This window comes from Streptomyces sp. JNUCC 64, assembly GCF_054484115.1.
Genome location: NZ_CM137015.1, coordinates 385,238 through 408,844 on the forward strand (window position 1 = coordinate 385,238; position 23,607 = coordinate 408,844).

Below are 23,607 nucleotides of genomic sequence, written 5' to 3' on the forward strand. Positions count from 1 at the left end.
ACACCGGCCGCGCGCACCGCCGGGCCACGCCCCAGCAAGGAGAGTCACGACGCCCATGACCGCCACCGCACTCGCTCCCCTCGTGACCGATTCGCCCAGCCTCCCCGAGGTTCTACGGCTACGTGGCAGGACCCAGCCCGACGACGTCGCCTACGTCTTCCTCCGGGACGGCGAGACCCCCGAAGCCCAGCTGACCTACCGTCAACTCGACCGCGCCGCACGGGCCCGGGCCGCCGTGCTGGAGGCGGCCGGACTGCGCGGCGGCGCCGCCGTGCTGCTCTACCCGTCCGGTCTGGAGTTCGTCTCCACCCTGCTGGCCTGCATGACGGCGGGCGTCGCGGGGGCCCCGGTGCAGGTGCCCAGCCGACGGCGCGGACTGGAACGGCTGCGCCGCATCGCGGACGACGCCGGGACGACGACCGTGCTCACGACGGCCGCCGTCAAGAGCGATCTGGAGGAGCGCTTCGGCGACACCCCGGAACTGTCCGGGCTCACCCTGGTGGACCTCGGGTCCGCCACGGAGCCCGGGCCGGAGCCCGGGGCCGGGGGACCCACCGGGCCGGAGCCGGAGGCCGGTGAGCCGACCGGTCCGGCGCCGGGGCCCGACGACATCGCCCTGCTCCAGTACACCTCGGGCTCCACCGGCGATCCGAAGGGCGTCCGGGTCACCCACGCCAACTTCCGGGCCAACGTGGCCGAGACGGATCTGCTGTGGCCCTGCCGACGGGACAGCGCCGTGGTCAACTGGCTGCCGCTCTTCCACGACATGGGGATGCTGTTCGGTGTGGTGCTGCCGCTGTGGGCGGGCATCCCGGCCTATCTGATGGCTCCCGAGGCGTTCATCCGGCGACCGGCCCGCTGGCTGGAGGCGATCTCCCGGTTCCGTGGCAGTCACACCGCGGCGCCGAGCTTCGCCTACGAGCTGTGCGCGCGGGACGCGGTGGCGGGCGGACTCCCCGAGGGGCTCGACCTGTCCAGTCTGCGGGTGGCCGCCAACGGTGCGGAGCCGGTGCGCTGGAACACCGTGCGCGCGTTCACCCGGGCCTTCGCGGCGGCGGGCTTCCGCTCCCGGGCGATGTGCCCCGGCTACGGGCTGGCGGAGAACACCCTGAAGGTCACCGGGGGACGCGAGGACCAGGAGCCCGTCCTGCTCCGCCTCTCCGCCGAGGCCCTGCGCGAGGGCCGCGCCGAACCCCTCCCTGACCTGGCGGACCCCACGGACCTCACAGATCCCGCGAACCCCACCGGCCTCACGGCCGGGAACCCCACGGACGGGGACCCGGCGCCGCGGCCCCCCGCCGACCCCCGGGTCGTCCACGCCGTCGGCTGCGGCACCACCGTGGGCGCCAGCTCGGTGCGGATCGCGGACCCGGCCACCCGCACGTCCCTGCCGGACGGCCGGATCGGGGAGATCTGGGTCAACGGCCCCTGTGTCGCGGACGGTTACCACGGGCGGCCCGGCGAGAGCCTGGAGACCTTCGGGGCCAGGCTGGCGGGCGAGGAGGCCCTGGGCACCTGGCTGCGCACCGGGGACCTGGGGTTCGTCCACGGTGGCGAGCTGTTCGTCACCGGCCGGATCAAGGACGTGATCATCCGCAAGGGCCGCAACTACTACCCGCAGGACGTCGAGGCGTCGGCGGAAGGGGCCGACCCCGCGCTGCGCCCGAACTGCGCGGCGGCCTTCTCGGTGGACGACGGCACCGACGAACGGCTGGTGCTGGTGGTGGAGGCCGACGGCCGGGCCCTGCGCGACGGGGGTCCGGAGGCGCTGCGGACCCGGGTGCGGGAGGCGGTGCGCGACGGCCAGCGGCTGACGGCCGACGAGGTGCTGCTGGTCAGACGGGGCGCGCTGCCGAAGACCTCCAGCGGCAAGGTGCAGCGTCGGCTGACCCGGCGGCGCTACCTGGACGGGGAGTTCGGCCCCCGCCCGGACACGGCGGAGGCGTGATGGACGGGAGGACGACGACCGGGGACACCCGGACCGGCGGACCGGGCGCACACGGCGTCGGCCGGTCGGCGGTCGGCGGGCCGACGGACAGCGGTCCCGGGACGACGACCGGGGACACACGGACCGACGGACGGACCGGCGGACCGGGTCCGGCGGGCGGTGGAACGACGGACGGCGTCCGACCCCGGACGACGTACGACGGACCCGGCACCCGGTCCGGACCGGACACCCGGACCGGACCGGAGACGCCGACCGGACCGGGCCCGTGGCCCCGGCCGGACGCGGAGCAGGACGTCCGGGCCGCGCCCCGCGCGCTGACCGCCCCGGCGACGGTACCGGGCGCCCGGGTGCTGGGCGTCGGCGCGTACCGGCCCGCCCGGGTGGTGGGCAACGCCGAGGTGGCCGGGCCGATCGGATCGAGCGACGAGTGGATCCGGCGCCGGTCGGGGATCGCGACCCGGCGCTTCGCGGCGGCCGACGACACGGTCGTCAGCATGGCGGTGGCCGCCTCGGTGAAGGCGCTGGCGCAGGCGGGCGTGGCACCGGACGAGGTGGACACGGTCCTGCTGGCGTCGATGTCCCACCGGGAGCAGTCGCCCCCGGCGGCGCCCCGGGTCGCCCACCGGCTGGGGGCCGTCGGGGCGGGCGCCATGGACCTGGGCGCGGCGTGCGCGGGGTTCTGCCACGCGCTCGCGACGGCGGACTCCCTGATCCGGTCGGGCAACAGCAGATACGTGGTGGTGGTCGGTTCGGAGCGGATGACCGACATCGTGGACCCCGGGGACCGGGGGACGGCCTTCCTCTTCGGGGACGGCGCCGGGGCGGTCGTCGTCGGTCCCGCCGCCGAGCCCGGGATCGGGCCGGTGGTCTGGGGGTCCGAGGGCGACCGCCACCGGGCCATCGCCCACCAGGCGCCCTGGCCCGCGCCCGGGGACGGCCCGGCGGGCCCGGCCACCCTGCGGATGGACGGGCCCGCCGTGTTCCGGTGGGCGGTGGCGACCGTGCCGAGGACGGCCGCCGCCGCGCTCGCCGCCGCCGGGCTGACCACGGCCGACCTGGCCGCGTTCGTCCCGCACCAGGCCAATCTGCGGATCGTCGACGGGGCGGCCACCGCCCTGGGGCTGCCGCCGCACGTGGTGGTGGCCCGGGACGTCGTCCACGCGGGCAACACCTCGGCGGCGTCGATCCCGCTCGCCGTGGACGGGTTGCTCGCCCGGGGCGCGGTGCCCCGGGGCGGTCTGGCGCTGCTGGTGGGGTTCGGGGCGGGGCTCAACCACGCGGCCCAGGTGGTGGCGCTGCCGTGAGGGAGCGGGCCGGTCAGGTGAGCCAGGGGGCGGTGAAGCCCTGGACGGCGGAACCGTCCACGTCGGCGAGTTTGATCCGGGCGAGGTCCCGCGCGAGGCCGGAGGTCTGGATCCGGAAGGCGGGCCGCCCGGCGGTGAGGGCGTCGAGGACGACGTCCGCCGCGCCGTCCGCGCTCTGCGCCTGGTCGAAGTAGCCCGCCGTGGTCTCCAGATACGACTTGAAGGCCGCCTCGTAGGGCCCGGCCCGCTCCACCAGGGCGGGCACCGAGGGCCCGAGACGGTTGACGAACTCGCTGGCCACCGGGCCGGGTTCGACGACGGAGACCCGTACCCCGGTGCTCGCCGCGACCGGGGCGAGGGACTCCAGGAAGCCCTCCAGGGCGAACTTGGCGGCGCAGTACGCCTCGTTGAAGGGCTGGCCGATCACTCCGCCGAGGCTGCTGACGGCGACGATCCGGCCGCCGTCGGCGCGCAGCCGGGGCAGGGCGGCCAGGACGAGTTCCACGACTCCGAAGAAGTTGGTCTCCATGACGGACCGGAAGGGCTCCACACCGATCTGTTCGACGGTGCCGAGCTGTCCGATCCCGGCGTTGGCGACCACCGCGTCCAGGCGTCCGTACCGGGTGACCGCGCCGCTCACGGCCGCCGTGACGGAGGCGGGGTCGGTGACGTCGAGGCGCTCGATCCGGACCCGTTCGACGACACCGGCCTCCGCGAGGGCCGCGCGCAGGGCGTCCGCCCGGCCGGGTTCGCGGAGGGTGGCGACGACGTTCCATCCGGCGCGGGCCGCCGCGACGGCGGTGGCCAGCCCGATGCCGGAGGAGGTGCCGGTGATCAGGACGGTACGGGGTGCTGCGGTGGTCATGGGCGTGCCTCTTCCGGTGGGCGCGTGGGCGGGAGGGCACCGGCGGGGCCCGCCCGGGAGGGTCGCGGGGCACGGCCGGTGTCCCGCCCAACGTGTCATCGTCGCCGGGCCGGGCCAACCCCTAACGTCCCGTCTCCGTCCCCTAGTTCGACGGCACCTCGCGCCGGGCGGGCCCCGAGGCCCTCCCGCAGGGAAAAAGGACCCCAAGTCACATGAAATACACATTAGTTGATGCTAGCGTGCGGCCATGAGACCGGTCCTTGACATCATCGCGCTGCGCAGTCTGGTGGCCGTCGCGGACGAAGGCGGGTTCCGTCGGGCGGCCGAGTCGCTGGCCCTCAGCCAGTCGGCGGTCAGCCAGCACGTGCGGCGGCTGGAGAAGACGCTCGGCCGACCGGTCGTCGAACGGGTGGGCAGGGTCACCCGGTTCACCCCGGCGGGTGACCTCCTGCTCCACGAGGCGCGCTGGATACTCGGCGTGCACGACGAGGCCGCCCGGCGGCTGCTGGACTCCGGCCCGGCCACCCTGGTCTTCGGTTCCGCCGAGCACGCCGCCGCGCAGATCCTGCCCAGGATCACCGACGCGGTCCACGCCACCGGCCCCCGCCGGGAGCTGCGGTTCCGCATCGACCGTTCCGTGCGGCTGGTGGAGGCCGTGGACCGCAGGGCGGTGGACCTGGCGGTCTACGTCACCGAGGCCGTCCCGCTGCGGGGCATCCCGCTCGGCGGACTGCCCCTGAAGTGGTACGCCGCTCCCGGCTGGACCCCGCCCGCGCGGGGCGCGCTGCCGCTGGTGGCGATCGAGGAGCCCTGCGCCATCCGCCGCCGGGCGCTGGACGTGCTGGCCGCGCACTCCATACCCGCCTCGGTCGTCTGCGACGCCGCCTATCTCGCCGGGGTGCTGGACGCCGCCCGCGCCGGACTCGGCGTGGCGCTGCTGGCGGCCACCAGCGGGGGTCCGGACGGTCTGGTCGAGTACCCCGGTCTGCCCCGTTCGCCCGCCGTCCGGATGAGCGCCCACGCCCGGGCGGGCGCCGATCCCACCCTGGTGATGCACGTGGTCGAGGCGGTCCGCTCGCTGCTGACCGAACTGGACCCGCCCCGCCCCGGCGGACGGCCGGACGCCCCCGCCCCGGACCCGGCCACGGCGTCCCCCGGCGACCTCACCGACGGGGAGTGGGAGTCGGTCCTCCCGCTGCTCCCCGTCGGGGAGCGCGGCCCCTACCCGGAGGGGCTGCGCGAACAGTTCGACGGGGTGCTGTGGCGGTTCCGCACCGGCGCCTCCTGGCGCAGCGTCCCCCCTCGGTACGGCGCCTGGCAGACCGTCCACCACCGCTTCCAGCAGTGGGCCCTGGCCGGGGCGTTCGAGTCGCTCGTCACGGCGGCCGGTGTCCCCGACCGGGGCGGCGCCGGGAGCGGCGACCGCTCCCCCGGTCCGCCGGGCCTCGCCCCACGGCGGCTGGACACCCTGCGCAGGGCCGCCGCCGAGGAGCGCGCGGTGCGCGAACGGGCGGGCACCGCCCCGGTGTCCACGGACCCCCTCGTCCGCCCCCGCGGGGAGACGGCCGGGGCCGAGGCCCCCCGCTGAGGGGGCATCGCCCCCGGGCGCACCGGACCGGGCGCCCTCCGGACCGGGACGGTGTCGCCCTGGAGGAGCGCCAGGACCACCGACCCGGGTGCCCCCTCCGGAGCCGCACCCGCCGGACCGGGCGCGGGACCCGCCGGACCGGAACCTCCGGCTCGCTCCGCTCGACGAGGTCCGCACCGATCGTCTCGGCGACTACCACTGGCTGTCGTCGTTGCGGGAGGAGTACGACGCCCACCGGGCGTCGGCCGGAGGGCCGGAGCGGGACGGCCTCCGACGCCTACCCACCAGGTCGGCGACGGCCTCCCCTGCGGGCCTCGTCGAGCAGCAGCCGCGCGGCCACCGCCGCCCCGTCCGTCCGTACCGTCCCGGCCACCGCCCGCGCCCGGGCGCGGACCCCGGGGTCGAGGGCCGTTCCCAGCGCGGCCGACAGCGAACCGACGGTCGGGACGGGTCCGTCGTGCGCCGCGCCGATCCCCAGCGCCGCCACCCGGTCCGCCCAGTACGGCTGGTCCACCGCCTGCGCCACCACCACCTGGGGCGCCCCGGCCCGCGCGGCCGTGGTGGTGGTGCCCGCGCCACCGTGGTGGACGACGGCGGCCACCCGGCCGAACAGCGCCTGCTGGTTGACCTCACCGACGACGAGGACGTCGTCCCCGCCCTCGGCCGACAGCCCGGCCCACCCCCGGGCCAGCACCACCCGGCGGCCTCGGCCGCGCACCGCCTCGACGGCCACCCGGGCGACGTCCTCGGCGGCCCGCATCGGCATGCTGCCGAACCCCACGTACACCGGTGGTCCGCCCGCCGCGAGGAACTCCTCCAGCTCCACCGGGAGCGGGCGCCCGTCCGGGGCGGTCCAGGCGCCGGTCTGGACGACGTCGAGGCCGGTCGGACGCCAGGGGCTGAGCACCGGGTCGGCCGCCAGCCAGGGCTGTCCGGTGTAGAAGTGGTCGCGGACGCGGTCCACCGGCGGCAGGCCCAACGACTCCCGGTGGGCGTTGAGGGCGGGACCGAACAGCTCCCCGATGTCCCGGGCGTCCAGGTCCCACAGCTCCAGGTTGTCGGTCACCTCCGGCGGGAACGGCCGTCCCGGCCTCGGCAGCGGCGGCCGGTACGGCGAGGGCAGGGTCACCGGCTGATAGGTCGCGTAGACGTACGGGACGCCGAGCCGTTCGGCCACCGACGGCTCCGCGACCGGCATCATCCCGGCCCCGACCACCACGTCGCACCCCTTCGCGGCCTCGGCGACCGCGGCGAACTGCGTGGTGACCCACTCCGCCGCGCGGCGCGGCAGATCACCGTCCGGCGGCGGCACCGCCCCGGTCACCATCGGGCGCACCGCCCAGCCGACCGGCACCACCGGCACCCCGGCGTCCGCCAGCCGCGCCACGAACTCCTCGTCCGGCGGTGCGCACACCCGCACTTCCGCCCCCAGCTCCCGCACCCGTACGGCGAGCCCCACCAGTGGTTCCACGTCTCCTCGCGACCCGTAGGTCGACAACAGCACCCGCATTCCTCACGGTCCCCCGTCTCTCGGCTTCCGGCTTCAGCCGGTGATTCTCCGACGGAAAGGGGGCCTTGTGGCAAGGCCCCCCATGCGCTATAGCTTGAGAGTGGCGAGGAACGGGAGTTCCTCCCGGTCGCCCCCCGTGTCATCCGGCCGGTACCAGGGTCGCCGTTCCCGTGGCGTCCGTACGGACGGTGAACTGGCTGAAGTCCACCTCCTCCGGTCCGTCGAGCGCGGCGGGAAGGTCCACTTCGTACGCCTCCTGTCCGTCCGAGAGCACGACGCCGACGCGTGTCGGCGCGTCCGGCCCTCCCGGGCCCGGCCACAGGGCGGCGGTGATACGGCCTTTCCCGTCGGTCACGACGAGGAGCCTTTCACCTCGCGTTATCAGATTCATCGTGGCGCTCCTATCCCAGTCCGGCACCGCGGATATAGAAATTGGTGCCGTGATTCGCCCGGTTGACGACGGTGAGCCAGTAGGTGATGAGTCCGTCCCAGTGGGTACTGGTCGTGCCCCGGTTCTGGATCCCGTACGCGACGACGTCCACCCGCGCTCCGCTCGGTGCCGGTCTGGTCTGCGCGTACTGCAGTCCCTGCCAGGTCTCGTCCCAGCTGAACCAGAAGTCCTGGGTCGCCCCGGTGTTCAGCCAGTAGGCCCCGATCTCCCAGGCCATGGCGTTCCTCCTCTCCAGCGGGAATGAGGACGAGCCGTTCGCCGCGCGCCCACGGGAATTCCCGTCGCCCGATACCACCCCGGGGGTCGCGGAGGTCACTTCTCGCTGGAACGCCCATCCGGTGGCACACGCACGGAACATCCGGCGCGAGGGAATCTCCAGAGGAATACCGGTGAATCCGAAAGGATTCCGGGAAGGACCCGGGAGATTCCGGAGAACCGACCGGAGGGCGGATGACGAGCGGGGTGGGAGCGGAACGGCGGGGCGAGGGACCACGGGACGACGTCCCGTGCCGTTTCGCTCGTCGCCTCATTCGCTCTTCGCTCATGGGCCGCACTTGTGTGTTCCAGTCTACGCGGCCCCATGTCCCGCCGCCCGTCGGAGCGTTGCCGCCGTCCGGGAGGAACGCGGGGTCGCCGTCCCGCCGCCCGTGTCCCCGCCGCCGGCCGCCCCCTCCGGAAGGCGGGGCGGGGAGGCGTCCGGCGGAACGGCGGCCCCGCCGTTCACCCCACCGGGGACTTTCCCGTCCAAGCCGTACAACTCTTCCCCCGGTTGGCTGGTCTAGGCGGTACGGCCGCACGGTGGCGGCCCGCCGCCCGCGGTCCGCGGGCGGGCCGTCAACCGGCCCTCAGGGGCTTGGGGAGGTTCGATGCTCGCTCGTCATCGGCTCGCGCTGTGCTGTGCCACGCTCGCGGGGGTCCTCGTGTCACCCGTCGGACCCGTACCCGCCGCATGGGCGGATTCCGGCCGCGCCCCGGCCGCCGTCCCCGTCACGGACTTCGACGGGGACGGCCGCGGGGACCTGGCCGTGGAGGCGGGCGCCGCCGAGTACGTCAGCGTGCTGTACGGCGGACGCGGCACCCGGCACCAGGAAGTGCCGGGCACCCGACCGGTCGCCGGGGACTTCGACGGGGACGGCCGCACCGACCTGGCGGTGCGCCGGACCGGTGACGTGGGCGGGGTGTGGATCCACTGGGGCCGGGCCGGCCGGCTGACCGCCCAGCCGGTCACGGTCCCCGCCGACGTGGAACTCGACGGCCGTCTGACCGCGGGCGACTTCAACGGCGACGGGCACCTGGACCTCGTGGGCACGGCTCCCGAGGACGCGGCGGACGTACGGCTGCGGGTGGGCTACGGCCCCTTCGGCCGGGACGGACGGCCCGCCAGGACGGTGACCCTGGAGACCAGGGAGACGTTCCGGCCGACCGACGTGGTGGCCGGGGACTTCAACGACGACGGCAAGGACGACCTCGTCACCCTGCACGCCTTCGAGGAGTCGGGCCGCCGCAGCCAGCTGTGGACCGGGAGCGGCCAGGGGCTGCCCGCCACCTCCTCGCGCTATCTGGAGGCCGGCGCCCGGGCCGCCGCCGGTGACGTGAACGGCGACGGCAAGGACGACCTGGTCATCCGCACGGTGCCCAACGGGCTGGTGGAGGACCTCCTCTACGACCACGGAACGGTGAAGGTCCTCTACGGCTCGGGCTCGGGCCCCGGGACGCGCACCACGACGCTCAACCAGAACAGCGCGGGCGTCCCCGGCGTCAACGAGAAGGGCGACCAGTTCGGGGACGCCCTCTCGGTCGGTGACGTCAACGGCGACGGGTACGCCGACGTCGCGGTCGGGGTGCCCGGCGAGAAGCTGACCGTGAACGGGCGCGGCCTCAAGGACGCGGGCACGGTGGTGGTCCTCAAGGGCGCCGCCGCCGGTCTGCGCGGCACGGGCGCGGTGGTCCTGCACCAGAACTCGGCCCGGGTGCCGGGCGTGGCCGAGACGGGCGACGAGTTCGGCAAGGCGGTCTCCCTGACGGAGCTGACCGGCGACCGCCGCGCCGACCTCGCGGTCGGCGCGCCCCGCGAGGACACCTCCGAGCCGGACTCGGGGGCCGTCTGGGTCCTGCCCGGGACGTCCACCACGGTGACCGGGAAGTCGTCGTACGCCGTCAACCCGGGTGATCTGGGCCTGGACAGCGGCAGCACCATGTTCGGTACGCGCTTCGCCCGCTGAGCGCGTGCGGCCCCGGGGCCCCGGACCTTCTCCCGAAGGTCCGGGGCCCTCGTCCGTCCGGACCCGTACCCCTCCGGTCTCGTCCGTCCGGGCCCGCGACGGAAGCCCAGCATGAATCAAGTCCGTTACGGAAAAGGCGAGTTGGAACCAACGGGCCGTGCGGAAACCGACGGGTCCCCGATGGACGACCGTTACCCGTCCGTGGGGTGACCGTGCGGTGGCGCGCCTACGTTGTGCCTGTCGCCGGGAGCACGGGCCGGTGACCGGCACACGACCGACAGAGAGAACGGGGACTTCCTCATGCGCAAGCACATCGCCGCCGTGGCGCTCGCCACCGCCCTCGGGGCCGCCGCCCTGGCCGCGCCCGCCGCCACGGCGTCCGCCGCCCCGGACACCGCGAAGGCCCCGGCCGTGAGCGAGTCGGTGACGCGGGCGCCCGCCTCCGGGAAGCTCGTGGGCCAGCTGTCGTACCTGGCCCCCGGCAAGATCGTCGTGGATCCCGGCAACGGCCGGACGCCCCGGATCCTCCTCCTCTCGACCACCACCAAGGTCATCGACTCCCTGGGCGTGATCTGCGACGGGGGGCGGCAGCTGCCCTACCGCTGCACCCCGGCCCAGCTGGAGCGGACCCTGAAGAAGGACCGGTACACGGTGTGGGCCACCGTCACCTTCACCCGTGGCGTCGTGGACCGGGTCGTCGGACTGGTCGAGCACTGACCGCGCGGTGGGCGGGCCCCGGACGGGACCGCCCACCGCCCGGCCCACGGACGGGCACCCTCCCCGGAGGGTGCCCGTCCCGTTTCACCCGTCCGGGCCGTCCACCGCGACGGGGGCGTCACCGCGCACCTGAGGCGAAGCGGGCCCGCGCCTCCTGGATCTCGGCCGCGTGGTCCACCGCCCAGTCGGCGAGGGCCGACAGCGGCGGGAGCAGGGTGCGCCCCAGCGGGGTGAGGCTGTACTCGACGCTCGGCGGGACCGTGGGACGCACCTCGCGCCGCACCAGCCCGTCGGCCTCCAGCCCGCGCAGCGTCCGAGTCAGCATGCGCTGGCTGATGCCCTCGACCGACCGGTGCAACTCGTTGTAGCGGTGCGGTCGGCCGCCCAGCAGGACCACCAGGAGCACGCTCCACTTGTCGCCCACCCTCCGGAGCACCTCGCCGACCGGGCACACGGCGAGTTCACCGGCCGGGACCGGGCGGGGGAGGTCATGGGCGAGGACCGAGGGAACACCGGTGTGCGCATCGGACATCGAACTGCCTTCTTCCGGACGGTGACGGGGGCGGCCCACGATGGAGGGGCCGACCCCGACCCTACGGAGGACACCGTGCCGGACCAACCAGCGAAGACCGTGATCGTCAGCGGCGGCACCGACGGCATGGGCCGGGCGACCGCCCTGGCCCGGCTGGCGAGGGGCGACCACGTCACCGTGATCGGCAGCGGCGAGGCCAAGGGACGCGCGCTGCTCGCCCACGCCGCCCACCCGAACCTGCGGTTCCTGAGGGCGGACCTGTCCTCGATCGCGGAGAACGAACGGGTCGTCGCGCGGATCGCCGAGCGGCACGACCGGGTCGACGCGCTGGCGCTGTTCGCCAACCGGGTCGCCCCCCGGCGGGTGACGACCGTGGACGGGCTGGAGTCCACGTTCGCCCTGTACTACCTGAGCCGCCTTCTGCTCGGCCGGGGGCTGCGTCCGCTGCTGGACGCCAGCGCCGCTCCGGTGATCGTCAACGTGGCCGGGGTGGGGAACACGGCGGGCCGGATCCACTGGGACGACCCCCAGCTGACCCGCCGCTACGGACAGGTCCGCGCCCAGCTCCAGGCCGGGCGCGCCAACGACCTGCTGGGCGTGGCGTTCGCCGAGCGGGACCGGGGCCGGGCCCGCTACGTGCTGTACCACCCCGGGTTCACCCGCAGCGGCGCCGACGGGCACCCGAGTCCCCTGGTCCGGGGGGCGGTGAGGCTGCTCGGGAGGTTCTTCGCCCGCCCGGTGGCCGAGGCGGTGCGGCCGGTGGTCGAGTGGATCGACCGTCCGCCCGCCGAGGAGCTGTCCGCCGTCGACCGGGGCCGGCCGGTCCCCCGGTCCCTGAGGACCCTGGACCCGGGGGACGCCGCCCGGCTGGCCGACTACACCGAGGAACTGCTGCGCCGCCCGGGCCGCTGACCCGGACGCGCGCCGCCCGTCAGACGTACGTCCAGCGCCAGGCGTTGGAGCGGTACGCGCAGGTGATCTTCGTCCCGTCGGCCGTGGTGGTGACGGCGCCGTGGTCGCCGTCGCGGCAGAACTGCCCCGCCGCGTAGCAGTTCCCCGAGTTGGAGACGATCGAGCACGACCCCGCGCCGTCCCCGCCGCCCCCGGTGGTGCCGTCGGTGGCGGTGTCCGTGACGGGCGGCCGGGCGGCGTTGTCGGACCCCTGTGGTAGACCACTGCGCAACCGTGGTGACGCGGTCGGCCCGGTGCCCTCGGCCGCCGGGACGCCGACCGCGCCCGGAGTCCGTCCCGCACGAGGAGCGCCCATGTCGTCGTCCGTCCCCGAGCCCGTCCCCGCCCCGCAGCCGTGGGAGCGTGAACTGGCCCGTGCCTTCGAGGTGCTGCTGGACGCGCCCTTCGGGCCCGGTGCCGCCGCCGGCCCGGCGCCGGAGCCCCGGTACGCGTTCTTCCACCAGGACGATCTGATGCCGTCCACGGTCCTCGGCGACCTCCTCGACGGTGAACTGGACCCGGACGCCGTCGCCCGGGGCATACCGGTCGACGGCGCCCGTTACGACGAGGACGGCGTCCCGCTCGGCTGGAGCGGGTGGTCCTTCGACCTCGGGCGGTCGATCTGGCTGTGGGAGGACGACGCGTTCGACCCGGACGGACCGTTCGGCGCGGCGGCCGCCGGGGCGCTGGACGCGGTCGCGCACCCGGCCCGGGACTCCCGGCGGGCGGTGTCCGGCGCGGACCTCGCCCGGGTGTTCGCCGAGCACGGCGACTCCCTGGACGAGGTCGACGAGGACGAGCTGCTGATGGCGGGTCTGCTGCTGCGGGTGGACACGGACGGGACGCTGTTCGACGCGATGCGCGCCGCCACCTGGACCACGGGCGGCCCGGAGGGGCTGGTCCCGCTGCCGCCGGAGGCCGAGGTGGAACCCCGGTGGGACGCCGCGCTGTCCCGCGTCCCCGGTGCCCGGCTGCGCGACCACCTCCGTCTGCTGTGTCTGACGGACCACTGGGCCCGTGGTGACGGGGCGCGTTACCTCGGCCCCGGGAACTGTCCGGCGGCCCTCGACTGGTTCGCGGACCAGCCGGGACACCAGGTCGTCGCGGGCTGGGAGCTGGGCGAGGGACAGGCGGCTTCGGCGGTCTTCCGGATCGGGTGACGGAAGCGGGCGCCCGGTGCGGAGGTCCCGGCCCCGGGCGCTCAGTTCCGGTCGCGGGCCCGTCGCCGTGCGGCGGTGGGCGACATCCCGTAGGCGTCGCGGAACATCCGGCTGAACACCGACGCCCCGCTGATGCCCCAGGCCCTGGCGATGGCGTGGATCGGCCGGTCGTCCTGGGCGGGGTCGGTGAGGTCGGCGCGGCAGCGTTCGAGGCGGCGTCGGCGGATGGTGGCGGCCACGGTCTCCTCGCGGCCCCGGAAGAGGTGGTGGAGGGTGCGCAGCGAGACGTGGTGGTGTTCGGCGACCGCCCTGGGGGTGAGGGCGGGGTCGGCGAGGTGGTCGTCGATGAAGGCGTCGATCGTCCTCAGCGCGATCTGTTCCCGGGTCTCGGCGGGGAGCCTTTCGCGCAGGGCGAGCTGACGGGCCAGCAGTCCGGACGCCAGGTCGACCGCCGTCCGTTCCAGCAGACGGATCTCCTGCGGGGCGCAGTCGGCGGCGTGGGCCGTCAGGGACAGGAGGAACTGGTGGAGGATGCCGCCGATGCCGTGGTGCGCGGACATGCCCCGGCCCAGTGCGGCGTCCAGCCGGTCGGCGGGCAGCGCGATCTCCGCGCGGGGGATGTGCAGAAGGGTGACCACGGCGCCCTCCCGGTCCGGGGGGCCCGCGAAGTAGGGGTGTGAGGTGTCGAAGAAGACCGCGCCTCCCGGGTCGACCCGGGAGCTCTCGCGGAGCAGGGAGATCCCCATCGCGCCTCCGGAGACGAAGCCGAGCAGGTACTGCTCCGGATCGCTCTGCCGGATCAGCCGGGGCGTCCGCCAGGAGTCGTACGCGTGGGTGTGGCTGGACACCTCGATCCCGCCCAGGCGCAGCACCCCGATCCGGGCGCGGAGGGCGGTGGGGTCCGCGATCCTCAGCCGATGGGGCGCCACGGTCCGGGCCACGGTCTCGTGGTACCAGTCGGCACGGTCGTCCTCGGCGATGTCATCGGTCGACGTCCACACCCACATGGCGGTCCTCCTACGGTCGTGTGCTCCTACCGGAGTACGACGTCCGTGGTGGCCCGGAGGACTGCGTTCCTCCTGGCGGTTTCCCGTCGCCGGAACGGCCTTTCCGGACGGGTCCGTTCCGGGCGGGGCGGCTCCGGGCGGAGCCTGTTCCGGGTGGGGCCGCTCCGGGCGGGGCTTCGGGACCGGGCGGGCTTCCGCTCCGGGCGGGGCTTCCGGACCGGGCGGGGTTCCCGGACCGGGCGGGGCTTCCGGAGTGGGACGTTCCGGCGGCGGGTGACCGCGCCCCGGCCCCGCGCCGCGGGGGCCGGACCCCGTCCCGCGCGCGATGTCAAGAAGACCCGCGCTCCTCGTCAACTCCCCATCGGAGCAAGGCCGTAGCGTGTGGTTCGCCGGGGAGGCGGACCGCACACCCACACCGGTCCGCCTCCCCGGTTCTCCTTGTCCCCCCACAGTCCGTGTTCCGTGCCCACGCCCGTGGCGCCCGGAACGGCCCCGGGGGCACCGGAGGTCCGGTCCTCCGGGTCCGGGCCGACCGGCGCCCCGGGCGGCGGGGTCCTTCCCCCGCCGTGCGCCACTCCCTCCGACCGTGGAGTTCCTCATGTTGTGGTCAGCACAGCGCTTCCCGCGCGCCGCCGTCCGTTCGGCGGCGGTCACCCTCGCACTCGCCTCGGCCGTCCTCGGTCTGACGGCCCCGTCCCAGGCGGCACCCGCGTCCGTCGCGGCGACCACCGCCGCGGACGCGGCCGCCACCTCGACCGTCGGCGGGGCGATCGACCGGGCCGAGATCATCAGCCGCGCCGAGTACTGGGTCGCCCAGCAGGTGCCGTACAGCCAGAGCGGCTACCACCGCGACCCCCAGGGCCGTCTCTACCGCACGGACTGCTCCGGTCTCGTCTCGATGGCCTGGCACCTCAGCACCAGCGCCACCACCCGGACCCTGCCCGACTACTCCACCCGGCTCGGCGACCTGGACGACCTGCAGCCCGGGGACGCGCTGAACGACGTCAGCAGCCATGTGGTGCTCTTCACCGGGTGGGCCAACAGCTCCCGCACCACCGCGAACATCATCGAGCACGCCCGCCCCGGCACGGTGGCGCGCAGGGCCCAGTACACCCGGTCCTACATCCAGGCCAACGGGTTCAAGCCGTACCGCTACAACAAGGTCGTCGACACCCCGGTGCCGGTGCCGGACAAGGGGATGACCAACGTCACCCCGGTCGGCGACGTGAACGACGACGGCAAGCCCGACGTGATCGCGGTCGAGACGGCGACCGGCGACCTCTACCGGTACCTGGGCCCCGGGTACGGCGGCGGCACCAGGACGAAGATCGGCCACGGCTGGAACTCCATCAGCGACATCGTCGGGATCGGCGATCTGACGGGCGACGGCAACAACGACATCCTGGCCGTGCAGGCGGACACCGGGGACCTGTACCGGTACTCGGGGCCCGGCTTCGGCGGCTCCACCAAGGTCAAGGTCGGCACCAACTGGGACTCCATGGCGCAGGTCACCCCGATCGGCGACGTGACCGGTGACGGCCGTCCCGACCTCATCGCGGTCGAGCGCTCCAGCGGCGACCTGTACCGCTACAGCGGCCCCGGCTACGGCGGTTCCACCCGGGTGAAGATCGGCCACGGCTGGAACGCCTACCACACGCTGGTGGGCGTGGGCGATCTGACGGGCGACGGCGTCGCGGACATCCTCGGGGTCCACGCGGAGACCGGGGAGCTGTTCCGGTACTCGGGGCCCGGCTTCGGCGGCTCCACCAAGGTCAAGGTCGGCACCAACTGGGACTCCATGACCAACCTCACCGGCATCGGCGACCTCACCGGCGACGGCGTCCCCGACCTCCTCGCCGTCGACGCCGCCACCCAGAAGCTGTACCGCTACTCCGGCCCCGGCTTCGGCGGCGGCAGCCGCGTCCAGATCGGGACCAAGTGGTAGCCCGCCCCGGCCCCCGGCCCACCACCACGAAGTCGGCCGCCGTGCCGGGCCGTCCGGGCCGTGCGGACCGGGAAGCGCCCGGGAAATCCCGTACCGCCCCGGCGCCGCACGGCCGTCCACCGGGCGGGACGCGCGCCCGGCGGCACGGCTGGAGGGGCGGTCTCGTCGCCCTGCTGACCGCGTGCGCCCTGATCCCGGTCACGGCACCGACCGCGACCGCCGCGTCCGTCGCCACCTGGGACAAGGTCGCCGCCTGCGAGAGCGGCGGCGACTGGGCCATCAACACCGGCAACGGCTACTACGGCGGGCTCCAGATCCACAAGGCCACCTGGGACGACTTCGGCGGGACGCAGTACAGCGGCTACCCCCACCAGGCGACCAAGGAGCAGCAGATCCGTGTCGCCGAGAAGATCCTCGCCACCCAGGGGCCCGGCGCCTGGCCGGTGTGCGGGGCCCGGGCCCGGCTCGGCGACGACCACGCCGACCCGTACCCCGCCGAACCGCCCGCCCCCCAGTCGAAGATGGCCCAGCTGACCCCGGTGGGCGACCTCACCGGCGACGGGAGGACCGAGCTGCTCGCGGTGGAGAAGCGGACCGGCGACCTGTACCGCTACTCCGCCCCCGGCTTCGGCGGCTCCACGCGGGTGAAGCTGGGCTACGGCTGGAACGGGATGAGCCGGCTCCTCAGCCCCGGCGACCTCACCGGTGACGGGGTGGCGGACCTGCTCGCCGTGCACGCCCGGACCGGGGACCTGTACCGCTACTCGGGGCCGCGCTACGGCGGCTCCACCAGGGTCAAGGTCGGCACCAACTGGGACTCCATGACCAAGGTGACCCCGGTGGGCGACCAGACCGGGGACGGCGTGCCCGACCTGATCGCGGTGGAGGCGTCCAGCGGTGACCTCTACCGCTACTCCGGCCCCGGCTTCGGGGGCGGCGGCCGGGTCAGGATCGGCCACGGGTGGAACGTCTACGACACCCTGGTGGGCGTGGGCGACCTCACCGGCGACGGCACTACGGACCTGCTCGCCGTGCACGCCCGGACCGGGGAGCTGTTCCGGTACTCGGGGCCCGGCTACGGCGGCTCCACCAAGGTCAGGGTCGGCACCAACTGGGACTCCATGACCAACCTCACCGGCATCGGCGACCTCACCGGCGACGGCGTGCCCGACCTGCTCGCCGTGGATCCCGTCACCGACCGGCTGTACCGCTACTCCGGCCCCGGCTTCGGCGGCGGCGGCCGGGTGCAGATCGGCACCAACTGGTGATCCGCCCACCGGAGTCCGTGCCCGTGCCGACCCCGGTCGGGGCGGGCGCGGACTCCGGCACCGCCGGGCCGGGAGCCCCGGCCCGGCTACTCCGGTGTCCGCGCCGCTCCGCCGAGGGCGCGGTACCGGTCGAACGCCTCGCGGGCGTCCGGGACGAACTCCCGCTGCCGTACCAGGGATTCGAGTTCCGTCCGGGTCAGCCAGCCGTGCCAGGCGACCTCCCGTCCGTCCGGGCGCACGGGCGTCATGACGACGGCCTCGTGCAGTCCGAGCCAGTAGGGGGCGATCGCCCCCGCGCACAGGAATCTGAGCACCGGGCGGGGAACCGCGTCCACGCCCAGTTCCTCCCGCAGTTCGCGGGCCGCCGCCGCCCGGTACGACTCACCGGCCGCGACCGCGCCGCCGAGCATCCAGTTGTACCGCCCCGGGAAGCGGGGCGAACCGCCGGGACGGCGGTGGACGAGGAACCGTCCCTCCCCGTCGCGGCACACGATGGTGGCGACGCGGTGCGGCCAGCCCCGGCGGATCGCCTCGGCCCGGTCGACGACCCCCACCACCCGGTCCCGTCCGTCGACCCTGTCGACCAGTTCACCCATGGACACCACGATGCCAGGGAACGCGCCGCCGGTCCGGCGGACCCCGGCGGACGGCCCCGGAGGCCCCGGCGGTCCGGCACGCGTCCGCCGCCGTCCGGAACCGGTCGCCGCGGAGCGGGTTCTCCGTCCACACTCGAACATCCGAACCGCCCGAACCATCCGGACAGCGAACCGCGCACACCAGGGGGACCCATGGGACCGGCCGACGGCACCACCGGCGAGCGGCTGGCCGCCCTCGCCGCCGCGCTGCGCGGGCTGCGCGCCGAGCGGGGCTCACCACCGCCCCGGGCGGTCCTGCGCGAAGCGGAACGCCACGGGATCCACACCCTGTCGCCGTCCGTCCTCGACGCCGCCTTCACGGGACGGCGGGCGCTGGACGCCGACACCGTGGTCGACCTGGTCCGCGCGCTGATGCTGCACGGCGGCGGGCACCGGGGCCCGCTCCCGCCCGACGACCCGGCGCTCCGGCCCTGGCGGGAGGCGTGCCGGGCCCGCCCCCGGACCGGGAACGACGGCGCGCCCGGCGGTCCGGGGCGGGGGGCCTTCTGGTACGCGCTGACACTGGGGGGCCATTCCGGAGCGGTCAGCGCGCTCGCCTTCGCGCCCTCCGGAACCCCGCTCGCCACCGCCGGGTGGGACCCGGCGATACGGCTGTGGGACCCCGTGACCGCCCGGGTGGCGGGACCTCCCCTGCGGGGGCACGAGGGGCCGGTCACCGCCCTCGCCTTCGCCCCCTCCGGGACCCCGCTCGCCAGCGCCAGCTGGGACCGCGCGGTACGGCTGTGGGACCCGGCGAACGGGCGGCCCGTGGGCGGGCCCCTGACGGGGCACACCGGCCGGGTCCTCGCCCTGGCCTTCTCCCGTGACGGCCGACTGCTGGCGACCGGCGGCCAGGACGGCACGGTGCGCCGCTGGGACCCCGCCACCGGCGGATCCGTCGGCGAGCCCCTGACCGGTCACACCGGTCCCGTGACCCGGATCCTGTTCACCCCCGACGACCGGACCCTGGTCACCGCCGGGCACGACCGCACCGTACGGCTCTGGAACCCCACCACCGGCCTGCCCGTCGCCGATCCGCTCCCGGCGGACCTGGCGGGCCCGGGCGCCCTGGCCCTCTCCGTCAAGGGCCGACTGCTGGTGACCGGCGGTCAGGACGGCGCGGTGCGCCGCTGGAACCCCGCCACCGGCCACCCCGTGGGCAAACCCCTCACCGGCCACACCGGCCCCGTCGCCCAGGTGCTGCTCACCCCCGACGGGCGCACCCTGGTCACCACCGGACACGACCGCACCGTACGGCTCTGGAACCCCACCACCGGCCGCCCCACCACCGGCCCGCTCCTCGGTCACACGGGGGCGATCAGCGGCGCCGCGCTCACTCCGGACGGACGCCTCCTGGCGACCAGCAGCGGCACGGACCGCACGGTACGGCTGTGGCACCTGGCGACCGGCTCGCCCCTGGGCACCCCGCTGACGGACTGCGGCACCACGTCCATCGCGGTCTCCCTGGTCTGCTCCCCCTCGGGCACCCTGCTGGCCGCGGGCAACCGGAACGGCACCACCGGGGTGCACTTCCTCCCGCCCGACCTCCCCTGACCCCGTCCGGGACCGTAGGCCGCCATCCGCCGGGCACGACGGGCCGCACCGGCACCACAGCGCCCGCACCCGCCCTCCGGAGGGCGGTACTTGACCCTCACCTGACGTCATGGCGCATCGTCGTCGGCATGGAGGAACACCTGACCGTGGGGCGCGTGGCCGGGCTGGCCGGGGTGAGCGTCCGCACACTGCACCACTACGACGCGATCGGTCTCGTACGGCCGTCCGCGCGGACGGCGGCCGGATACCGGGCCTACGCGGCGGACGACGTGGAGCGGCTGCGGGAGGTCCTCGCCCACCGGCGGCTGGGCTTCGGGCTGCGCGAGATCGCGGACCTGGTCGACGACCCGGAGACCGACGCGGTGGCGCGGCTGCGCCGACTGCGCGGGCTGCTGCGGGAGCAACGCGACCGCACCGCCGCCATGGTGACGGCCATCGACAGGGAACTGGAGGCGCGGACGATGGGGATCAGAACGGCGCCGGAAGAGCAACTGAAGCTGTTCGGAGCGCGGTTGTACGACGCCATAGGCTCCGACTACCCGGCGACGCGGCGCACCGAGCCACGGATCGCCGCACGGGTCTGGGAGGCGCTCGGGGACGCCCGGACGGTACTGAACGTGGGGGCCGGAACCGGTTCCTACGAGCCCCGGGACCGCGAGGTGACCGCGGTGGAACCGTCGGCGGTGATGCGGGCGCGGCGCCCGTCCGGCGCGGCGCCGTGCGTGGCCGCCGCCGCGGAGAGCCTCCCGTTCCGGGACGGGTCGTTCGACGCGGCGATGGCCTTCAGCACCGTGCACCACTGGCGGGACCCGATCGCCGGGCTGCGCGAGATGCGGCGGGTGGCCCGGCGCGTGGTGGTGTTCACGCACGACACCAGTGACGCGGGGTGGCGGCGGCGCTTCTGGCTCACCCGTGACTACCTGCCCGAGATCACCGGTCTGGTCGCGGACCGTCCTCCGGTGGACCGGCTGGCCCGGGCGATCGGGGCCCGCATGGAGCCGGTGCTCATCCCGTGGGACTGCGCCGACGGCTTCCTGGAGGCGTACTGGCGCCGCCCCGAGGCGTACCTGGACGAACGGGTGCGGCGCGCGGTGTCGGTGTGGGCCAGGGTCGGCCCCGGGGCGGAGCGGCGGGCGGTGGACGGACTCCGCGCCGATCTCTCCTCGGGCCGGTGGGCCGAGCGCAACCGTGACCTCGTCGGCCTGGACACGGCGGAACTCGGCCTCCGGCTGCTGGTGGCCTGAGCCCCGTCCGGAAGCACCGCGCGGCCGCCACGGCGGTACGGATCCGGGCCCGCCGGGAACCGACCCGAAGCGGACGGGCCCGGCGGCCCCGAACGGCTCCGGGAGGAGCTACGCCCCGCCCACCAACTCCCGGAGGAGGATGCGCACCCGGCGCTCGATCTCGTCGCGGATGGGGCGGACTGCGTCGAGGCCCTGCCCGGCGGGGTCGTCGAGGGTCCAGTCGAGGTAGCGCTTGCCGGGGAGGACCGGGCAGATGTCGCCGCAGCCCATGGTGACGCAGACGTCGGACTCGCGGACCGCGTCCACGGTGAGGAGCTTGGGCAGTTCGGCGGAGATGTCGACGCCGACCTCCGCCATGGCGGCGACGGCCGCCGGGTTGACGGCGGCGCCCGGGGCCGATCCGGCGGAGCGGACCTCGACCCGGTCCCCCGCGAGGTGGCCGAGCCAGGCGGCGGCCATCTGGGAACGTCCGGCGTTGTGCACGCAGACGAACAGCACGGACGGCTTGCGGCCGGAGGTCTCGGGCATGGGACGCCTTCCCGTCTCGTGGCGACCCTCGCCACCGATCACATCACTCCCCACTGACATCAGCGGAGAGTGATGTGACACTATCAGCCCATGCCCCTCACCCCCGAAACCGATGTGCTGCGGATCCTCGGCGATCCGCTCCGCTGGCGGATCGTGAACCTGCTGGCGAAGGAGACGCTGTGCACGACGCACCTGGTCGAGGAGACCGGCGCGAAGCAGACGAACCTCTCCAACCATCTGAAGGTCCTGCGGGACGCGGGACTGGTGGACACCGAGCCGTGCGGGCGCTTCACCTACTACCGGCTCAGGCCCGAGGCGCTGGCCGGACTGTCGGAGCGGTTCGCCGGGCTCGCCGGTTCCGCCCGCGAGGCGACCGCGAAGAAGCGGGCCTGCCCGTGACCTCCACCGGAGCCACCGCCGGGGCGCCCGTTCCCGTCCCGGGTGCGGGCGGGGACGGCGACGGGGACGGCGTCCCGGCCACCGCCGGGCTCTCCGTCCTCGACCGGTACCTGACGGTGTGGATCCTGCTCGCCATGGGCGTCGGCCTGGGGCTCGGACGGCTGGTCCCCGGGCTGGACGGCGCGCTGGCGCGGACGGAGATCGGCGGGGTCTCCCTGCCTATCGGGCTCGGTCTGCTGGTGATGATGTACCCGGTCCTGGCGAAGGTCCGCTACGACCGGCTCGGCGCCGTCACCGGCGACCGACGGCTGATGGTCTCGTCGCTGGTGGTCAACTGGCTCGTCGGCCCGGCGGTGATGTTCGTCCTGGCGTGGACCTTCCTGCCGGACCTGCCCGAGTACCGCACCGGGCTGATCGTCGTCGGTCTCGCGCGCTGCATCGCCATGGTGATCGTCTGGAACGACCTGGCCGGTGGCGACCGCGAGGCCGCCGCCGTACTGGTGGCGCTGAACTCGGTCTTCCAGGTGCTGGCGTTCGGTCTGCTCGGCTGGTTCTACCTGGAACTGCTGCCCGGCTGGCTGGGACTCGGCGGCGGAACGGGACCCGGTGTCTCCACGGGAGGGATCGCGCTGAACGCGGCGGTCTTCCTCGGCGTACCGCTGGCCGCCGGGTTCCTGACCCGCCGGATCGGCGAACGGCGGTTCGGACGCGAGGCGTACGAGTCGCGGTTCCTGCCGGGGATCGGGCCGTGGGCGCTGTACGGGCTGCTGTTCACGATCGTGGTGCTCTTCGCCCTCCAGGGGAGGACGATCACCTCGCAGCCGTGGGACGTGGTCCGGATCGCGCTGCCGCTGCTCGTCTACTTCGTGGTGATGTTCTCCGGTTCCTTCGCCCTGGGCCGGGCGCTCGGGATGACGTACGAGCGGACCACCACGCTCGCGTTCACCGCGGCGGGCAACAACTTCGAACTGGCCATCGCGGTCGCCGTCGCGACCTTCGGCGCCACCTCCGGCCAGGCCCTCTCCGGGGTCGTCGGGCCGCTGATCGAGGTCCCGGTCCTGATCGGGCTGGTGCACGTCGCCCTGGCCCGGCGCCGACGGTTCGCCCCGGGCTGAGCGCGCTCCCGGGCGGGTCGCCGACGATCGGGCGTCCGACCACCGGCCGGAAACGGCCGGTCCCGTGGAAGGTAGCCCCTCACCATGCGATTCTTCGGCCATGACGACGGGACGACGGAGCCAGGCCGAACGGGACGCGATCACGGTCGAGATCGGATACGCGCTGCTCAGCGCGGGCTTCCTCGGTGCCGTCGTCTTCGCGACGATCGCCGGACCGAGCACCGTCTGGCGACTTCCGCCCGGCGTCGACGGGTTCCTGCTGACCGCCGGGGCCTGGACCGCCGGAATCCTCGCCGCGACCCGTGTCGTCCACGTCCTGTGGCGGTACGGAAAGCGCCGTTGAGCCCTCCGCCGGACGTTCCCCGGCCTCACCGAAACGCTCCGGAGCCACCGCGAGCACGGTCAGCGCGCAGGGGCGTTCCCGGTGCCGGCGCGCGGCACCAGCAGGGCTGTCACCGGGCCTCCCGGACGAACGCCCGGACGGCGGCCGGGCCGTCCGCATGGACGGGGTGACGGGTGACGGGACCGCCCTCACCGGTTCCACGGGGACGGCTCCCAGAGCACCGCACGGGTGTCCAGCGGATTCGCGGTGGCCAATGCCCCGTTCCTCCGTCCGGTCCGCGTCCGGTGACGCGAAGGGAGCACCGATCCTGCCAGCCCGGGG

General features: G+C 74.8%; 23 protein-coding genes. 14 read left to right on the forward strand and 9 right to left on the reverse strand.

Annotated features, from left to right (window positions below; translation table 11 throughout):
* The first annotated feature begins 55 nt into the window (after positions 1-55).
* Entirely contained in the window at positions 56-1,948 is a 1,893-nt protein-coding gene (locus ACVWNX_RS01465; RefSeq protein ID WP_454411998.1) for a fatty acyl-AMP ligase, read from the forward strand.
* Complete coding sequence (locus ACVWNX_RS01470; protein WP_454411999.1) at positions 1,948-3,252, forward strand: beta-ketoacyl-ACP synthase III; 1,305 nt, start codon at positions 1,948-1,950, stop codon at positions 3,250-3,252. The genes ACVWNX_RS01465 and ACVWNX_RS01470 overlap by 1 nt, the downstream gene beginning before the upstream one ends.
* Before the next feature lie 13 nt (positions 3,253-3,265).
* On the opposite strand, the gene ACVWNX_RS01475 is transcribed toward ACVWNX_RS01470, so the two are convergent.
* Positions 3,266-4,117 carry an SDR family NAD(P)-dependent oxidoreductase gene (locus tag ACVWNX_RS01475; RefSeq protein ID WP_454412000.1) on the reverse strand — a complete coding sequence of 284 codons (852 nt, stop codon included), beginning with the start codon at positions 4,115-4,117 and terminating at the stop codon, positions 3,266-3,268.
* A gap of 247 nt (positions 4,118-4,364) precedes the next feature.
* On the opposite strand from ACVWNX_RS01475, the gene ACVWNX_RS01480 reads away from it, so the two are divergent.
* Positions 4,365-5,705 (forward strand): transposase, encoded by a 1,341-nt coding sequence (locus ACVWNX_RS01480; RefSeq protein ID WP_454412001.1) that lies wholly within the window; start codon positions 4,365-4,367, stop codon positions 5,703-5,705.
* 277 nt (positions 5,706-5,982) lie between these two features.
* On the opposite strand, the gene ACVWNX_RS01485 is transcribed toward ACVWNX_RS01480, so the two are convergent.
* The 3 genes from ACVWNX_RS01485 to ACVWNX_RS01495 form a co-directional block, all read right to left on the reverse strand.
* Positions 5,983-7,215 carry a glycosyltransferase gene (locus tag ACVWNX_RS01485; protein ID WP_454412002.1) on the reverse strand — a complete coding sequence of 411 codons (1,233 nt, stop codon included), beginning with the start codon at positions 7,213-7,215 and terminating at the stop codon, positions 5,983-5,985.
* A 139-nt stretch (positions 7,216-7,354) separates the two neighbouring features.
* The gene (locus tag ACVWNX_RS01490; protein ID WP_454412003.1) at positions 7,355-7,570 is read right to left on the reverse strand and encodes a hypothetical protein; all 216 of its coding nucleotides are present in this window, start codon (positions 7,568-7,570) and stop codon (positions 7,355-7,357) included.
* Between the two features lie 46 nt (positions 7,571-7,616).
* Complete coding sequence (locus tag ACVWNX_RS01495; protein ID WP_454412004.1) at positions 7,617-7,883, reverse strand: hypothetical protein; 267 nt, start codon at positions 7,881-7,883, stop codon at positions 7,617-7,619.
* A 649-nt stretch (positions 7,884-8,532) separates the two neighbouring features.
* Here ACVWNX_RS01495 and ACVWNX_RS01500 point away from each other — a divergent pair.
* Positions 8,533-9,888 (forward strand): FG-GAP and VCBS repeat-containing protein, encoded by a 1,356-nt coding sequence (locus ACVWNX_RS01500; protein WP_454412005.1) that lies wholly within the window; start codon positions 8,533-8,535, stop codon positions 9,886-9,888.
* Positions 9,889-10,188: 300 nt separating this feature from the next.
* Positions 10,189-10,605 (forward strand): hypothetical protein, encoded by a 417-nt coding sequence (locus ACVWNX_RS01505; protein WP_454412006.1) that lies wholly within the window; start codon positions 10,189-10,191, stop codon positions 10,603-10,605.
* Between the two features lie 118 nt (positions 10,606-10,723).
* Here ACVWNX_RS01505 and ACVWNX_RS01510 read toward each other — a convergent pair whose 3' ends face one another.
* Entirely contained in the window at positions 10,724-11,137 is a 414-nt protein-coding gene (locus ACVWNX_RS01510) for a winged helix-turn-helix transcriptional regulator (RefSeq protein ID WP_454412007.1), read from the reverse strand.
* 75 nt (positions 11,138-11,212) lie between these two features.
* Between ACVWNX_RS01510 and ACVWNX_RS01515 the strand changes: the two genes are divergently transcribed.
* Positions 11,213-12,049 carry an SDR family NAD(P)-dependent oxidoreductase gene (locus ACVWNX_RS01515; protein ID WP_454412008.1) on the forward strand — a complete coding sequence of 279 codons (837 nt, stop codon included), beginning with the start codon at positions 11,213-11,215 and terminating at the stop codon, positions 12,047-12,049.
* A 19-nt stretch (positions 12,050-12,068) separates the two neighbouring features.
* Here ACVWNX_RS01515 and ACVWNX_RS01520 read toward each other — a convergent pair whose 3' ends face one another.
* Entirely contained in the window at positions 12,069-12,404 is a 336-nt protein-coding gene (locus ACVWNX_RS01520; protein WP_454415051.1) for a hypothetical protein, read from the reverse strand.
* Here ACVWNX_RS01520 and ACVWNX_RS01525 point away from each other — a divergent pair.
* Positions 12,403-13,248 carry a hypothetical protein gene (locus ACVWNX_RS01525; protein ID WP_454412009.1) on the forward strand — a complete coding sequence of 282 codons (846 nt, stop codon included), beginning with the start codon at positions 12,403-12,405 and terminating at the stop codon, positions 13,246-13,248. The genes ACVWNX_RS01520 and ACVWNX_RS01525 overlap by 2 nt on opposite strands.
* 41 nt (positions 13,249-13,289) lie before the next feature.
* On the opposite strand, the gene ACVWNX_RS01530 is transcribed toward ACVWNX_RS01525, so the two are convergent.
* On the reverse strand, positions 13,290-14,255 hold the full coding sequence (locus ACVWNX_RS01530; protein ID WP_454412010.1) for an AraC family transcriptional regulator: 966 nt from the start codon (positions 14,253-14,255) through the stop codon (positions 13,290-13,292).
* 598 nt (positions 14,256-14,853) lie between these two features.
* On the opposite strand from ACVWNX_RS01530, the gene ACVWNX_RS01535 reads away from it, so the two are divergent.
* Together ACVWNX_RS01535 and ACVWNX_RS01540 are read left to right on the forward strand one after the other, a co-directional pair.
* Entirely contained in the window at positions 14,854-16,200 is a 1,347-nt protein-coding gene (locus ACVWNX_RS01535) for an FG-GAP repeat domain-containing protein (RefSeq protein ID WP_454412011.1), read from the forward strand.
* Positions 16,194-17,468, forward strand: coding sequence for a transglycosylase family protein (locus ACVWNX_RS01540; protein WP_454412012.1), 1,275 nt, complete (start codon positions 16,194-16,196; stop codon positions 17,466-17,468). Before ACVWNX_RS01535 ends, ACVWNX_RS01540 begins: the two co-directional genes overlap by 7 nt.
* Before the next feature lie 86 nt (positions 17,469-17,554).
* Here ACVWNX_RS01540 and ACVWNX_RS01545 read toward each other — a convergent pair whose 3' ends face one another.
* Complete coding sequence (locus ACVWNX_RS01545; protein WP_454412013.1) at positions 17,555-18,064, reverse strand: NUDIX hydrolase; 510 nt, start codon at positions 18,062-18,064, stop codon at positions 17,555-17,557.
* Positions 18,065-18,256: 192 nt separating this feature from the next.
* Between ACVWNX_RS01545 and ACVWNX_RS01550 the strand changes: the two genes are divergently transcribed.
* Together ACVWNX_RS01550 and ACVWNX_RS01555 are read left to right on the forward strand one after the other, a co-directional pair.
* The gene (locus ACVWNX_RS01550; protein WP_454412014.1) at positions 18,257-19,657 is read left to right on the forward strand and encodes a WD40 repeat domain-containing protein; all 1,401 of its coding nucleotides are present in this window, start codon (positions 18,257-18,259) and stop codon (positions 19,655-19,657) included.
* A gap of 128 nt (positions 19,658-19,785) precedes the next feature.
* Positions 19,786-20,901, forward strand: a complete 1,116-nt coding sequence (locus ACVWNX_RS01555; protein WP_454412015.1) for a MerR family transcriptional regulator — start codon at positions 19,786-19,788, stop codon at positions 20,899-20,901.
* Between the two features lie 108 nt (positions 20,902-21,009).
* Here ACVWNX_RS01555 and ACVWNX_RS01560 read toward each other — a convergent pair whose 3' ends face one another.
* Positions 21,010-21,429 carry an arsenate reductase ArsC gene (locus tag ACVWNX_RS01560; RefSeq protein WP_454412016.1) on the reverse strand — a complete coding sequence of 140 codons (420 nt, stop codon included), beginning with the start codon at positions 21,427-21,429 and terminating at the stop codon, positions 21,010-21,012.
* 90 nt (positions 21,430-21,519) lie between these two features.
* Between ACVWNX_RS01560 and ACVWNX_RS01565 the strand changes: the two genes are divergently transcribed.
* The 3 genes from ACVWNX_RS01565 (at position 21,520) to ACVWNX_RS01575 (ending at position 23,286) form a co-directional block, all read left to right on the forward strand.
* Positions 21,520-21,828, forward strand: coding sequence for an ArsR/SmtB family transcription factor (locus ACVWNX_RS01565; RefSeq protein WP_454412017.1), 309 nt, complete (start codon positions 21,520-21,522; stop codon positions 21,826-21,828).
* Complete coding sequence (arsB, locus tag ACVWNX_RS01570) at positions 21,825-22,943, forward strand: ACR3 family arsenite efflux transporter (protein WP_454412018.1); 1,119 nt, start codon at positions 21,825-21,827, stop codon at positions 22,941-22,943. Before ACVWNX_RS01565 ends, arsB begins: the two co-directional genes overlap by 4 nt.
* A gap of 100 nt (positions 22,944-23,043) precedes the next feature.
* Entirely contained in the window at positions 23,044-23,286 is a 243-nt protein-coding gene (locus ACVWNX_RS01575) for a DUF6332 family protein (protein ID WP_454412019.1), read from the forward strand.
* Positions 23,287-23,607 lie beyond the last annotated feature (321 nt).

What these genes read in the sequence shown, in the direction of transcription:
- ACVWNX_RS01465 (WP_454411998.1), top strand. Translation starts at nt 56, where the DNA reads ATGACCGCCACCGCACTCGCTCCCCTCGTGACCGATTCGCCCAGCCTC.
- ACVWNX_RS01470 (WP_454411999.1), top strand. Translation starts at nt 1,948, where the DNA reads ATGGACGGGAGGACGACGACCGGGGACACCCGGACCGGCGGACCGGGC.
- ACVWNX_RS01475 (WP_454412000.1), bottom strand. Translation starts at nt 4,117, where the DNA reads ATGACCACCGCAGCACCCCGTACCGTCCTGATCACCGGCACCTCCTCC.
- ACVWNX_RS01480 (WP_454412001.1), top strand. Translation starts at nt 4,365, where the DNA reads ATGAGACCGGTCCTTGACATCATCGCGCTGCGCAGTCTGGTGGCCGTC.
- ACVWNX_RS01485 (WP_454412002.1), bottom strand. Translation starts at nt 7,215, where the DNA reads ATGCGGGTGCTGTTGTCGACCTACGGGTCGCGAGGAGACGTGGAACCA.
- ACVWNX_RS01495 (WP_454412004.1), bottom strand. Translation starts at nt 7,883, where the DNA reads ATGGCCTGGGAGATCGGGGCCTACTGGCTGAACACCGGGGCGACCCAG.
- ACVWNX_RS01500 (WP_454412005.1), top strand. Translation starts at nt 8,533, where the DNA reads ATGCTCGCTCGTCATCGGCTCGCGCTGTGCTGTGCCACGCTCGCGGGG.
- ACVWNX_RS01505 (WP_454412006.1), top strand. Translation starts at nt 10,189, where the DNA reads ATGCGCAAGCACATCGCCGCCGTGGCGCTCGCCACCGCCCTCGGGGCC.
- ACVWNX_RS01510 (WP_454412007.1), bottom strand. Translation starts at nt 11,137, where the DNA reads ATGTCCGATGCGCACACCGGTGTTCCCTCGGTCCTCGCCCATGACCTC.
- ACVWNX_RS01525 (WP_454412009.1), top strand. Translation starts at nt 12,403, where the DNA reads ATGTCGTCGTCCGTCCCCGAGCCCGTCCCCGCCCCGCAGCCGTGGGAG.
- ACVWNX_RS01520 (WP_454415051.1), bottom strand. Translation starts at nt 12,404, where the DNA reads ATGGGCGCTCCTCGTGCGGGACGGACTCCGGGCGCGGTCGGCGTCCCG.
- ACVWNX_RS01530 (WP_454412010.1), bottom strand. Translation starts at nt 14,255, where the DNA reads ATGTGGGTGTGGACGTCGACCGATGACATCGCCGAGGACGACCGTGCC.
- ACVWNX_RS01535 (WP_454412011.1), top strand. Translation starts at nt 14,854, where the DNA reads ATGTTGTGGTCAGCACAGCGCTTCCCGCGCGCCGCCGTCCGTTCGGCG.
- ACVWNX_RS01545 (WP_454412013.1), bottom strand. Translation starts at nt 18,064, where the DNA reads ATGGGTGAACTGGTCGACAGGGTCGACGGACGGGACCGGGTGGTGGGG.
- ACVWNX_RS01550 (WP_454412014.1), top strand. Translation starts at nt 18,257, where the DNA reads ATGGGACCGGCCGACGGCACCACCGGCGAGCGGCTGGCCGCCCTCGCC.
- ACVWNX_RS01555 (WP_454412015.1), top strand. Translation starts at nt 19,786, where the DNA reads ATGGAGGAACACCTGACCGTGGGGCGCGTGGCCGGGCTGGCCGGGGTG.
- ACVWNX_RS01560 (WP_454412016.1), bottom strand. Translation starts at nt 21,429, where the DNA reads ATGCCCGAGACCTCCGGCCGCAAGCCGTCCGTGCTGTTCGTCTGCGTG.
- ACVWNX_RS01565 (WP_454412017.1), top strand. Translation starts at nt 21,520, where the DNA reads ATGCCCCTCACCCCCGAAACCGATGTGCTGCGGATCCTCGGCGATCCG.
- ACVWNX_RS01575 (WP_454412019.1), top strand. Translation starts at nt 23,044, where the DNA reads ATGACGACGGGACGACGGAGCCAGGCCGAACGGGACGCGATCACGGTC.